The sequence below is a fragment of the Gloeocapsopsis sp. IPPAS B-1203 genome (genome assembly GCF_002749975.1).
Lineage (GTDB): Bacteria > Cyanobacteriota > Cyanobacteriia > Cyanobacteriales > Chroococcidiopsidaceae > Gloeocapsopsis.
The window spans coordinates 537045-549774 of the sequence record NZ_PEIG01000002.1; the positions used below are offsets into that span (position 1 = coordinate 537045).

Annotated in this window: 12 protein-coding genes; 10 read left to right on the forward strand and 2 right to left on the reverse strand. The window is 42.8% G+C overall.

All coding sequences use genetic code 11. The features are described from left to right. Positions 1-3 precede the first annotated feature (3 nt). The 10 genes from CSQ79_RS27460 (at position 4) to CSQ79_RS05935 (ending at position 10392) form a co-directional block, all read left to right on the forward strand. A complete protein-coding gene (locus CSQ79_RS27460; protein ID WP_289500640.1) occupies positions 4-153 on the forward strand; it encodes a hypothetical protein in 150 nt (49 codons plus the stop codon). Positions 154-249: 96 nt separating this feature from the next. Beyond that, on the forward strand, positions 250-585 hold the full coding sequence (locus tag CSQ79_RS05895) for a hypothetical protein (RefSeq protein WP_099700243.1): 336 nt from the start codon (positions 250-252) through the stop codon (positions 583-585). A gap of 209 nt (positions 586-794) precedes the next feature. Further along, positions 795-2351 carry a photosystem II chlorophyll-binding protein CP47 gene (gene psbB / locus CSQ79_RS05900; RefSeq protein WP_099700244.1) on the forward strand — a complete coding sequence of 519 codons (1557 nt, stop codon included), beginning with the start codon at positions 795-797 and terminating at the stop codon, positions 2349-2351. Positions 2352-2486: 135 nt separating this feature from the next. Beyond that, positions 2487-2585: a photosystem II reaction center protein T gene (locus CSQ79_RS05905; RefSeq protein ID WP_015188476.1), complete on the forward strand. Its 99-nt coding sequence runs from the start codon at positions 2487-2489 to the stop codon at positions 2583-2585. A 138-nt stretch (positions 2586-2723) separates the two neighbouring features. After that, complete coding sequence (nrdR, locus tag CSQ79_RS05910; protein WP_099700245.1) at positions 2724-3239, forward strand: transcriptional regulator NrdR; 516 nt, start codon at positions 2724-2726, stop codon at positions 3237-3239. 166 nt (positions 3240-3405) lie between these two features. Beyond that, entirely contained in the window at positions 3406-4422 is a 1017-nt protein-coding gene (locus tag CSQ79_RS05915) for a 30S ribosomal protein S1 (RefSeq protein ID WP_099700246.1), read from the forward strand. A gap of 295 nt (positions 4423-4717) precedes the next feature. Continuing rightward, a complete protein-coding gene (locus CSQ79_RS05920) occupies positions 4718-5452 on the forward strand; it encodes an HAD family hydrolase (protein WP_099700247.1) in 735 nt (244 codons plus the stop codon). 126 nt (positions 5453-5578) lie between these two features. Beyond that, entirely contained in the window at positions 5579-6838 is a 1260-nt protein-coding gene (metK, locus tag CSQ79_RS05925; protein WP_289500647.1) for a methionine adenosyltransferase, read from the forward strand. 253 nt (positions 6839-7091) lie between these two features. Beyond that, positions 7092-9071 (forward strand): DNA cytosine methyltransferase, encoded by a 1980-nt coding sequence (locus CSQ79_RS05930; protein ID WP_099700249.1) that lies wholly within the window; start codon positions 7092-7094, stop codon positions 9069-9071. A gap of 7 nt (positions 9072-9078) precedes the next feature. Next, positions 9079-10392 (forward strand): hypothetical protein, encoded by a 1314-nt coding sequence (locus CSQ79_RS05935; protein ID WP_099700250.1) that lies wholly within the window; start codon positions 9079-9081, stop codon positions 10390-10392. A 132-nt stretch (positions 10393-10524) separates the two neighbouring features. Here CSQ79_RS05935 and CSQ79_RS05940 read toward each other — a convergent pair whose 3' ends face one another. Together CSQ79_RS05940 and CSQ79_RS05945 are read right to left on the reverse strand one after the other, a co-directional pair. After that, positions 10525-11031 carry an MAPEG family protein gene (locus CSQ79_RS05940; RefSeq protein WP_099700251.1) on the reverse strand — a complete coding sequence of 169 codons (507 nt, stop codon included), beginning with the start codon at positions 11029-11031 and terminating at the stop codon, positions 10525-10527. 40 nt (positions 11032-11071) lie between these two features. After that, positions 11072-12577, reverse strand: a complete 1506-nt coding sequence (locus CSQ79_RS05945) for a phytoene desaturase family protein (protein ID WP_099700252.1) — start codon at positions 12575-12577, stop codon at positions 11072-11074. Positions 12578-12730 lie beyond the last annotated feature (153 nt).

Consider the following 12730-nt stretch of genomic DNA (forward strand, 5'->3'; position numbering starts at 1 on the left):
GCTATGGCTTTAAATCGGGCAGCTAAGGACTTATATTTAATTCTAATCGTTCGTCGTTTACAACTCACCAAACATTCAGCAACACTACTCATTGTCAAAAAGCTTGCCTCATTGTGTCAAGCCGATAAACACAACTTTTGTCTTGAAGCTTAAGTTAAGCTAATTGCTAACAGCTAACAGCTAATCGCTTTGATAACTTTTCACGCTATTTTAAACAGCAAGTCCCCCTGAGTATAGCTACAGAAGCTTGTGAAATACTTCTTTCTCACTGATGGCTGGACAGTCTGCCGAGTATGGGCATCTGATGGTCTATGGAACGAAACCGCATGGCGGCGTCAACCAAATATCCAACGCTTAAATATTTGTCTCGTAGAAGCCAGTGAAAAGTTGTGGTTATATTGCGTCGAAGACGTAGTATTAACTGTAGAGGTCAAACCGATAGTGAATACTCAAGATAACTCCACAGCTCAAAAAATTGGTCAAGTAGTCCTCAAACGCTTGATTAGTGCCGAACAAGTCATTGAGCGACTAGGCGCAGCCGAGGCAATGTGTCAGTTAAAGAGTATTCAATTAGTTGTCCAATAAGTCCCACACCCAGATGGGATCGCTCTTGCAATCGGCACAGGACATAGTTACACTTTTTTAATAATTCTCATTTTTGTTTGTATTTCCTTTGCTTGATTATGAAGACAATCTGTCAACACGCAGTGACGTTTTCTAGCAAGCACCTGGTAATAACAAAAAGTTGAAAAATTGCGTTGTAGACATAATTCACCCTTGGAGGATCGTAGTCGATGGGACTACCCTGGTACCGAGTACACACAGTCGTCTTGAATGATCCAGGGCGATTGATTTCTGTACACCTCATGCATACTGCACTTGTCGCAGGTTGGGCTGGTTCTATGGCCCTGTATGAATTAGCAATTTTTGACTCCAGCGATCCGGTTCTCAACCCCATGTGGCGGCAGGGAATGTACGTGCTGCCCTTTATGGCACGCTTAGGCGTTACCGGTTCCTGGGGAGGCTGGAATGTTACAGGGAGTGCTGTAACTGACCCTGGAATTTGGTCATTTGAAGGCGTTGCTGCTGCCCATATTATTCTATCTGGGCTGTTATTCTTAGCTGCCGTTTGGCACTGGGTTTACTGGGATTTAGAACTGTTTAGAGATCCGCGCACCGGCGAACCCGCGCTTGATTTGCCGAAAATGTTTGGCATCCACTTGTTTTTATCTGGTCTATTGTGCTTTGGTTTTGGTGCGTTCCACCTTACCGGACTATTTGGTCCAGGAATGTGGGTGTCTGACCCATATGGCTTGACTGGTAGCGTTCAGCCTGTAGCGCCGGAATGGGGACCTGCAGGGTTTAACCCCTTCAACCCTGGCGGCGTAGTGGCACACCACATTGCTGCTGGGATCGTTGGTATTATTGCTGGCTTATTTCACCTTTCAGTAAGACCACCTGAACGGCTGTACAAAGCCTTACGGATGGGTAATATTGAAACCGTACTTGCTAGCAGTATTGCCGCAGTATTCTTCGCTGCCTTTGTCGTTGCTGGGACTATGTGGTACGGCAACGCGACTACACCAATCGAATTGTTTGGTCCTACCCGTTATCAATGGGATGATGGTTATTTCAAACAAGAAATTGACCGTCGTGTACAAGCGAGTGTAGCAGAGGGAGCTTCTTTATCTGAGGCTTGGGCAGAGATTCCTGAAAAGCTTGCCTTCTACGACTACATCGGTAATAACCCTGCTAAAGGTGGTCTATTCCGTGTAGGTCCGATGAATAAAACTAATGGCGTTGCTTTGGGTTGGTTGGGTCATCCGGTCTTTAAAGATGCAGAAGGGCGTGAATTATTTGTCCGTCGGATGCCTGCATTCTTTGAAACTTTCCCTGTACTCTTAACTGACGCAGATGGTATTGTCCGTGCTGACATTCCTTTCCGTCGAGCAGAATCTAAATACAGCTTTGAACAAGCAGGAATTACCGTTAGCTTTTATGGCGGTGAGTTAGGTGGACAAACTTTTACAGATCCAACTGATGTGAAAAAGTATGCTCGTCAAGCTCAATTAGGTGAACCATTCTTGTTTGATGGCGATCAAAGTACTCGATTTGGCGATCTTGCTATTGCTAAGCCTGATGGTGTATTCCGTACTTCTCCTAGAGGTTGGTTTACTTTTGCACACGCTACTTTTGCTTTGTTATTCTTCTTTGGTCATCTCTGGCATGGTTCTCGGACAATCTTCCGCGACGTATTTGCTGGAATTGAAGCAGATCTAGAAGAGCAAGTCGAGTTTGGTCTATTCCAGAAATTGGGTGACAAGACAACCAGAAAGAAAGAAGCTGTTTAGTGCTTTAACATAAATTGTAAAGAACGGTAAATAATTGCTGTGGCAATCATAGCCTTAGTAGTTTTTTAAACCGTTCTTTTCTTTTGCTTGGTAAACTATCAATATCAGCTCAGCTTGTAATTAGAAAATTGTCCTATGGAAAGCGTTGCTTACATTTTAATTCTTGCCTTGGCAATCGGAACTCTGTTCTTTGCGATCGCCTTTCGCGAACCCCCTCGCATTCAAAAGAAATAGTCATCCCTTTTAGTTCTAGCTAGGGATACAAGTGACAACCGCTGCTACCGATTGTGATAGTGGCGGATTGTTTGCATTTTGCCTTGTATTAAGGTAAATAAAGTCTTAAGAGTAAATTCTTTTAAAGATGCATTTTTTATGCGCTGTCCATTCTGCCAACATCCTAATCATCGGGTGTTGGAATCACGAGTAACAGAAGCAGGACAAAGTATCCGTAGGCGACGTGATTGCCTCAATTGTCAACGTCGCTTTACAACCTATGAGCGTATTGAGTTTCTCCCCATTACAGTTCTGAAACAAAATGGCGATCGCGAGTGTTTTGATCGCTCAAAACTTCTGCGAGGCATGGTTCAAGCTTGTCACAAAACAGGTATTTCTACAGTACAACTCGAAGCATTAGTAGATGAAATTGAATCTGAGCTTCAACAACGCACTTCACGCGAAGTCACTAGTCTAGAAATTGGAGAATTGGTTTTGCAGCACCTCAAGTCACTCAGTGAGGTAGCTTACGTTCGATTTGCTTCGGTATATCGCCAATTTCAAAGCATTCGTGATTTTGTAGATACTTTAGAAGATCTGTCACACCGTAACAGTTCCGCAGCAACTGACATCGCAGCAGAAGCCATCAACGATTATGAATTCACTCATTCGTGATCATCAGGTATAATGGAGGGTCTGAATACTTGTGCGTATAGATTTGGCTTTCCTACGCTAGGATTAATTAAAGATGTAGGTGTGAAGCGCTGTTAAAGAAGTAGCGTGCATATACATCGATAGGAGGCATAAACTTACGGAGACTAACTACCAGGAACACATTAGCATGGTCAATCAGAAACAAACTGTCGCAGAAATTGGTTTTACTCACGAAGATTTCGCTGCTCTACTCGATAAGTACGATTATCACTTTAGTCCTGGGGATACGGTAGCTGGGACAGTATTCAGTATCGAGCCTAGAGGCGCTCTGATTGACATTGGTGCGAAAACAGCGGCATACATCCCCATTCAGGAGATGTCAATTAACCGCGTAGATTCCCCAGAAGAAGTTTTACAATCGAACGAAACACGGGAATTCTTTATTCTTACCGATGAAAATGAAGATGGTCAGCTAACGCTGTCAATTCGCCGGATCGAGTATATGCGGGCGTGGGAACGGGTACGCCAGTTGCAAACTGAAGATGCTACTGTGCGCTCTAATGTCTTTGCAACAAACCGTGGTGGCGCATTAGTTCGCATTGAAGGTCTACGGGGTTTTATCCCAGGATCGCATATCAGTACTCGTAAGCCCAAGGAAGACTTAGTCGGCGAAGAACTACCACTCAAGTTTTTAGAAGTAGATGAAGACCGCAACCGCTTGGTTCTTTCGCATCGCAGAGCCTTGGTTGAACGCAAGATGAACCGTCTAGAAGTCGGTGAGGTCGTTATTGGTACTGTACGCGGAATTAAGCCTTACGGTGCATTTATTGATATCGGTGGCGTGAGCGGTTTGCTGCACATTTCTGAAATTTCGCACGATCACATTGATACGCCTCATAGCGTGTTTAACGTCAATGATGAAGTGAAAGTTATGATCATTGATTTAGACGCTGAACGCGGTCGGATTTCGCTGTCTACGAAACAGCTAGAACCAGAACCAGGAGACATGATTAAAAACCGTGACCTGGTATATGACAAAGCAGAGGAAATGGCTGCTAAGTATCGAGAGCAGATGCTTGCTAAACAACAAGGAATAACTTTAGAAGAAACTGAAGCAGTGGATGAAGAAATTCCGGCTGCTACTGAAGAAGAAATTCCTACTGCTATTGAAGAAGAAATTCCGGCTGCTATTGACGAGGAGTAAGTTTATTTTTGCGGAGAAAGTAGCAACAATACATGTTTAAAAAAAGAGGGATAAACCCTCTTTTTTTATTTCTCAAGCCCTAGATTTTATAGCAGTCTTGTTGGGGTAGTTAGGACATTCAAGGTACGAATAACCATTACTTTAACTGACTTTCGACCCTGACCTCTGACCTCTGCTATAGTCTGTGAGTTACACAAATCAAACGTACAGGCACACTTCGTGCAATGAGCCGCAAATTGAGTTTTAGACGAGTTTTAATCAGAATAACAGTAGCATTATCAGCGAGGTATCTTGTTTGGTTACAATTCAGTGTAAACATATAACTTTTCAAAATATCCAAGCAATCATCTTTGATAAAGACGGCACGCTAGAAGATTCTGAAGAATATTTGCGTTCCTTGGGGCAAAAGCGATCGCGCTTAATTGATGCGCAAATTCCAGGAATTGGAGAACCATTATTAATGGCGTTTGGAATTAATGGCGATCGCCTCGATCCGACAGGATTACTTGCTGTTGGTAGCCGTTACGAAACTGAAATTGCCGCAGCAGCTTACATTGCTGAAACAGGGCGGGGGTGGTTAGAGTCACGGGCGATCGCGCACAATGCGTTTATGGAAGCCGATCAAGTGATTGGGACGACGCCTTCACCCTTATTTGTTGGTTCATTGGAAGTTTTACAGTATCTATCACTAGCGGGTTTAAAACTAGGAATTCTTTCGGCAGCTTCAACACAACGCGTAAAAGCCTTTGTTGAACGCCATCAGTTACAAGACTACGTACAATTGCAAATGGGAGTCGATCGAGGACCAAGTAAACCCGATCCAGCATTATTTATTCAAGCTTGCCAAAAACTAGAAGTTGCACCTCAGAATACCTTGATGGTAGGAGATTCGCTTGGCGATATCGAAATGGCACGCAATGCTGGTGCAGCAGGGTGTATTGGCATTTCCTGGAGAACTGCAGCACATTTACACTCAGCCGATGTCGCGATCGCGCAACTTAACGAAATTAAGATTTGGCAATCCGACTAAATGTTCGCCCACTTCTGCAATCATCCTTTATTCTTAACTTATCCGTATATTAGAGATGTTGTGATGATGGCAGACTAACATCATACAAACATCGACGCTAATACATCATAAGTTAAGGAGATGCCTTTGTCTCGTCGTTATTTCTTTACTTCTGAATCAGTCACAGAAGGACATCCAGACAAAATCTGCGATCAAATTTCTGACACGATTTTAGATACGCTACTAGCACAAGATCCTGCTAGCCGCGTTGCAGCAGAAGTTGTCGTCAATACTGGTTTAGTCCTGATTACCGGAGAAATCAGCACCACAGCCCACGTCAACTACGTTGATATTGCGCGGAAGAAAATTGCTGATATTGGCTATACCGATGCTAATAATGGCTTTTCTGACAATAGTTGTGCGGTTTTAGTCGCTTTAGATGAACAATCGCCCGATATTGCCCAAGGTGTGAATACAGCACACGAAAGTCGGCAACAAGATAGCGAGGAACAATTCGATGCGATCGGTGCTGGCGACCAAGGTATCATGTTTGGCTTTGCTTGCAACGAAACACCAGAATTGATGCCTTTACCAATTAGTTTGGCACACCGAATTTCCCGCCGCTTAGCTGCTGTACGCAAAACAGGAGATTTACCTTACCTTCGTCCTGATGGTAAAACTCAAGTCACCGTTGCTTATGAAGATGGACGTCCAGTCGGAATTGACACAATCCTCATTTCTACGCAGCATACAGCAACAATTGGCGATCTCACCGACACCGACGCTGTACAAGCCAAAATCAAAGCTGATTTATGGACAGCGGTAGTCGAACCTGTTTTTGCTGATATTGCAATTAAGCCGGATGACAATACACGCTTTTTAGTGAATCCTACTGGTAAATTTGTGATCGGTGGTCCGCAAGGCGACTCAGGACTCACTGGACGCAAAATTATTGTGGATACCTACGGTGGTTATTCGCGTCATGGTGGTGGGGCTTTTTCAGGCAAAGATCCCACAAAGGTAGACCGCAGTGCGGCTTATGCGTGTCGTTATGTCGCTAAAAATATTGTTGCTGCTGGGTTGGCAGAAAAGTGTGAAGTACAACTAAGTTATGCGATCGGTGTTGCACGACCAGTTAGTATCTTAGTGGAAACCTTTGGTACGGGTAAAGTTGAAGAAGACCGCTTACTGGAATTAGTCAAACAACATTTTGAACTACGTCCTGCGGGCATTATCCATGCTTTCAACTTACAAAAGCTACCATCTGAACGAGGCGGACGTTTTTATCAGGACGTCGCAGCTTACGGTCATTTTGGTCGCACCGATTTAGATTTGCCATGGGAACGCACCGATAAAGCTGATGTGTTGAAAGCAGCAACTCAGCCACTTTCAGCCACAGTTGGATAAGTAAAACTGATGCGTGGCTGGTGTGTAGTGACTAGAACAAAGCCAGCCACTTACTAAAATAATCTGAGTGGCAGCGCAATATTTTTCAAACGTAGCAGTGATGTTATACCGTTCGCTCTAATGACTTGTTAGATGCCCGTTAACCATCGAAGTGTATTGGTTCTCTTGTACTATTCGAGATATGGATGATAAGCTCGATCTTTCTCCACTCTAAGAGTACTTTTTGTCTTCGATACATAAGCAAACAAACGTAATGCAACAGTTGTCCCTTGCTCTTGAACTACCTGACTCCAAGCCAGTCAATCCACAGTGGTTTCAAAATCTCCTATCAGTCCTCGAAGTAAGACAGGAGCCTGCTTGGACTGACAATTTTGGCAAATCTCTTCGTCAGAGATTACGGCAATGGGGTATCGCTCCAGTTAAAACTCTGAGTTTGTTTTCTGGTGGAGGCGGTTTAGATATTGCGTTTCACGACGCTGGCTTCGAGATAGTTAAAATGGTTGAACTGGAAGCTAAATACGTTCAAACACTGCAAAAAAATGCTCAATTAGGAAAGTGGCTAGAAGGTTCTGAACCAATTTGCATGGACATCAGAAATTATGTTCCTGCTCCAGATCTTAAAGTTGATTTTGTAATCGGAGGTCCACCATGTCAAACTTTTTCTGCGGCTGGACGTAGAGCTGCTGGGGTAGCTGGAACAACTGACAGTAGAGGGACGCTATTTCAAGAATATGTTCGCATCTTAAAGTTACTTCAACCAAAAGGCTTTTTATTTGAGAATGTATATGGAATTACTGGTGCGAACAAAGGTGAGGCATGGCAAGAAATTCAAGAAGCATTCAAAGAAGTTGGATATAGTATTTACTTCCGAATTTTAGATGCTGCTGATTATGGTGTTCCCCAACATAGGGAACGCTTATTTATAGTTGGAGTGAAACAGGGAAAATACTTGTTTCCCTATCCTACTCACGGCTTTGATTCCCTTGCTCAACAACCGTACTACTCCGCAGCACAAGCCGTTGAAGGTTCGGACACTTCAGATATAGAAGCGGGATTGGGTGGACGATTTGGTCATTTACTTGATGATATTCCTCCTGGTCTCAACTATAGCTTTTATACGAAAGAAATGGGCTATCCTAGCCCTATTTTTAGTTGGAGATCCAAATTTTCTGACTTTCTTTATAAAGCAGATCCGGATGTGCCGGTACGAACAATCAAGGCTCAAGGTGGGCAATATACTGGTCCATTTAGTTGGGAAAATCGTAGATTTTTTATTCCTGAATTAAAGCGATTACAAACCATTCCTGATGCCTATGAAGTAGTTGGTAATAGACAAGTTGCTATCGAGCAAATCGGCAATTCGGTTCCTCCCCAGCTAGGTAGAATTTTAGCCCTTAGCATCTTGGATCAGGTTATGGATGTTGACTTACCTTTTGATCTTGCTTACTTACCTCCAGACAAGCAACTAGGGTTCAGGCAACGTAAGAGAAAATTGACAAAAACCTACCTTCAAAAAGCTCAAGCTGCAATTATTGAACTGTCTAAACAAGGAAAAGTTAAAGGGTTAGATGCTTCTATTTATGAGGAAAAACGAGAGTTTGTAAGATTTTTATCAATTGATGACTTTTCATGGATAGAGGAACCAGTTGCTAATAGCGTAAAGATTCACCTGAGTTGTGAATTAGACTCCTCCTCCTGGATAATCAAAGCAAACACTAACAGCAATTGGGATGAACCAGATAAATTTTCCATTGATGTTTATCCATCATGTGGTTATGATGACTGGGTTTTATGCACAAACTCAGTGAAGCTATGCGCTAAACAGTTAAACACACATGTCTTTACATCACTTTGGAAAGCTTTTGAAGAAAAATTGAATGAAGCTACAGGAAAAGCAGATTTAGTTCAGCTATCTGGATACTATCAGTACAATGCTCGTATTAGTGGGATTATGAACTTCTATTGTGAAGAGAAAATTGATTTATTTTGGCGAGTTGTTCAATGCGTAACTAGATGTATTGCTACTTCTGCTCAACTAAAAGTGAAAGAATTCGCAGAGTATTGGGGTGTCAATGAAGAAGATGTTGTCTTTTACCTACAATCTTTAAGAGCTATTGGCTATGAAGTTAGAAGCCATAATACAAATCCCCAAATTCCTTTAGGTGAATATCTGATCCCTTACGCTTTTCCTACGCTTAATCCCAAGAGTGTTCAACTTCGCAAAGTTCTATAACGGCATTATGAGTGAATTGCATTTGAGAGTTTATGCCAATAGAAGCGAGTTGATTCTTTCTGACGGTACGGTTCAAACCTTCCATGAGGGAGGCATGAGTCAAGCAGCAAAAGCGAGATATGCCAGAATAGCAGCAGAACTCTCCAACGGTTATTTGGAAAGACGAATTTTAGCTTGTAGAGATAGATCCTCAAATCTTAACTTTTCAAGTTTAGCTCAAACGCACAGTTTGCTTTTAGATCGGTTAATTCAGTCAGTAACTAGCGAAGTTGGTAGAGCATTAGTAGGACTTACAATATTACAGTTATGTGTTAAGTCAATTGAGCCGGAGCAGAATACCAGATTACATAAAGGTAGTGCAAGTACAAGAGATTTTTCTTGGCGTGACGGAATCTCTATGCGTTCTCTCGATAAAAAGTATATTACACCTGTATTGCGAGAGTATGAATTACTCAGGCTAAATGCTGACGGTTTTATGATGACTCGGAGCTTAGCAGAAAACTACCCATATTCAACCGTATATAAGGCAAATTTGCGGGGTGCGCGTTCTGAGTGGGTAAGCATTGTTGAAGCTACAGAAAAAGGCGAATTATCTCCTGATATTGCATTACACTACCTTCTTTCACAGTTATTGAATCAAGCACAAAATTTCAGAAGACTTGCTTCCCAGATACTTGAAGAACTGAATATATTTTTTGAAGCAACAGTTATCAATCAAGAAATTGCATTAAACTTCATTCTCCGCCACATTAACCAATCTGATTATGCCGCTCGCTTAATGGAAATTGCTATGCATAGCTTAATGCAAGCGATGCAAGACTACCAAGTTTTCCCAAATAGTAGTTTGAAACCACTTTCACAAATGCGTTCAGCCAATAAAAAGCATGGAAATATTGGTGATATTGAGCTTTTAGAGGATAGACAAATTGTAGAAGCCTGGGATGCCAAATATGGCAAGTCATATTTAAGAGATGAAATTGAGGAATTATCAGAAAAGTTGGAGGTGCATTCCGCTATAAGGCGAACTGGATTCGTCACAAGCCTTGAACCAGAAAGGCTTGATGAGTTAGAGCCTAGGTGTGAAGAGATTGAGGAGATTTATGGAATATCTTTAGAAATCTTGACTTTTGCAGAGTGGGTTGAAGAACAGTTTGAACGTGCATCCACAGAAGAAGCTGCTTCAGAACAGGAACTAGCTGTAGCTTGGATTACAGCTTACACAGAGTCTTTGGCACAGCTACGTAGAGACATCGCTCCAATAGATGAGCCTTGTTATCAATGGTTGCTAACTCTGCATGGTATTTTGACCGAAGAGTTGTGAAATGTTTATTATGCTTTTGATTAAAGTGGGTTGGCATAGCATCTAACACAACTGCGTTAGTGCGGACAAAACATGAAGTTATTGGTAGAAATTCTAGTTTGTCAGCCGCATAACTCCATCGGTGGTTTGCAGTTACGACAAAACTCCAACTACACCGTAATAAACGCAAACACCAGCACCAACTAAATACACGAACCAAGTCAGAAAAAATCCAACAGCACGACCTGGGGATGGTCCATACGTTGTCATTAATCCCCAAGCATGGGTAATTCGTCCTATAATCAACGCACTTCCAAGCAGCCATATCAACAAAGTCGGCAACTTCATTAACTCCAACGCCATAAGAAACAGCAGCCCCAGCGGGACATACTCGGTAAAATTGCCAAAAGCACGGACTTTTCGTTGCAATACTCCGTCGTCACTCGTTTTCGTTGCAACTGATTGCGTATAGTTTTCGACAAAAGCTGCCCATTTGCTAGGTTTATCGAGGTAGTTGGGCTGCGTTGCTACCTCTTCTTGCGACCCGCCATGCCATACTCTAGTACTCATTCGCTCCATTACCACAATATAAGACAGCGCAAAAGCGATGAAACCACTCAATCCGATAAAAAGCGTTGAAATGGGAATAGGATTAGTCATTGACGCTTGCTTTGTAACTTCTGCCCTTCATTGTGCCAGCTTAATAATTAGAAAGGATTTCGGCTGTTTGTTGCGGTGTGACTAAAGTATTGGCACACAAAATGCCCGAAGCCGCAACCGCAGGAACGCCAATTCCAGGCATCGTGCTATCGCCAACGCGGTACAATCCTGGTATCGGTGTGGTAGCTCCAGGAAACATCCCTTGACCGGCGGCGATCGCAGGACCATACGTACCTTGATACCGTCGTAAATAATAGGCATGAGTTAATGGTGTACCAATAAGTTCTGTAACAACTCGTTGCCTAATATCGGGAATTATGCACTCCAATGCTTTGTATAAAGATTGCGATTGCGCTTTTTTCTTGTTCTCATAATTATCATCGTGCTGCCAATTGCTGTAAGGTTCTAATGTGTAAGCGTGGACAACATGATGACCTGAAGGTGCAAGCGTTGCATCCCACACCGAAGGAATCGAAATCATGCACGTGTTACCTGGTGCGGTGATATCTTGTTGTGGATCGTGAACGACGACATGATGACCTGTCAAATGCTCTAAACCTTCAGCTTTAATCCCAAGATGAAGATGCATAAAACTATCTACCGCTGGTGTTTTTAACGAAGCTTGGCGATAGGATCTGGGTAAGTCTTGCGCTTGCAATAAAGTGTTGTAAGTATCCCAAATTGACGCATTGGAAATTACTACGGATGCTTTGAGAATTTCACCGCTGCGTAAGCGTACCCCAGCAACTTTACCCGACTCTACTAAGATGCGCTCGACATGAGTTCCCAAGCGCAATTCACCACCCCAACGTTTTAACCCACGTACTAAAGCATCAACGATCGCACCACTACCACCAACAGGATAATCTACTCCAATGTGCGATCGCTCCCCTAACATAAACGCAACTTCTGGCGCAATTGTGCCATGCGCTTTTAAACCAGAAAGTAAAAAGCATTCTAAGTCAATTAATCGGCGTACCCAAGAATCTTGTACTTCGCGATCCATCACTTGCCCTACGGAACTTTGAATCGTTCCTAGATGCGGTAGCATTTTGAGCAATGATGGTAAGTATTTTAATAAAGTTGGGATAATTTGCCAATCTGCCCTTAAAGCAAGCGTAGGAATACCTTGTAAAGCTTCATACAGTGGGAGCAAGCGTTGCGTAAATCGCTGTAGTTCCCTTGCACCTTGGGGAGTGATTTGGGCTACTGTTTCAAGATACTTGTCAATTGCGCTATAAACGGCAAAAGTCCCTTCAGGAAAGTGGTAGTGTCCTAGTGGGTCATACGGGATGGACTGTATTGATTCTCCTAATACGTCTAGAACTTGTCGTAAGGGATTGTAACTGTTTGGGTTACTTAAACCGCAGTAGAACGAAGGACCTGAATCAAAAGTAAATCCGCGTCGCGTAAAACTGTGTGCTGCACCGCCAGGGATGTTGTGACTTTCGCAAACAATGACTCGTTTGCCATAACGCGACAATAAAGCAGCAGCGGTTAAACCACCGATACCGCTGCCAATGACGACGACATCGCTATCTTGCATGAGTCATTGATTGTAGAGGTTTGTATCATCCTCTCGATCCTAACTTATGGTGATTTTTGGGAATGGTGAGTAAGTTGCGATCGCATTCCATACCAGCATCAAACGATGATTTGTGCAATAATACTGCAAATTATTCTTATTTAGCAGCAATTA

Excerpts from the sequence above, each read along its gene's own strand:
- CSQ79_RS05940 (WP_099700251.1), bottom strand. The coding sequence starts at position 11,031 with ATGACTAATCCTATTCCCATTTCAACGCTTTTTATCGGATTGAGTGGT.
- CSQ79_RS05930 (WP_099700249.1), top strand. The coding sequence starts at position 7,092 with ATGCAACAGTTGTCCCTTGCTCTTGAACTACCTGACTCCAAGCCAGTC.
- CSQ79_RS27460 (WP_289500640.1), top strand. The coding sequence starts at position 4 with ATGGCTTTAAATCGGGCAGCTAAGGACTTATATTTAATTCTAATCGTT.
- CSQ79_RS05915 (WP_099700246.1), top strand. The coding sequence starts at position 3,406 with ATGGTCAATCAGAAACAAACTGTCGCAGAAATTGGTTTTACTCACGAA.
- CSQ79_RS05945 (WP_099700252.1), bottom strand. The coding sequence starts at position 12,577 with ATGCAAGATAGCGATGTCGTCGTCATTGGCAGCGGTATCGGTGGTTTA.
- nrdR (WP_099700245.1), top strand. The coding sequence starts at position 2,724 with ATGCGCTGTCCATTCTGCCAACATCCTAATCATCGGGTGTTGGAATCA.
- CSQ79_RS05935 (WP_099700250.1), top strand. The coding sequence starts at position 9,079 with ATGAGTGAATTGCATTTGAGAGTTTATGCCAATAGAAGCGAGTTGATT.
- CSQ79_RS05905 (WP_015188476.1), top strand. The coding sequence starts at position 2,487 with ATGGAAAGCGTTGCTTACATTTTAATTCTTGCCTTGGCAATCGGAACT.
- psbB (WP_099700244.1), top strand. The coding sequence starts at position 795 with ATGGGACTACCCTGGTACCGAGTACACACAGTCGTCTTGAATGATCCA.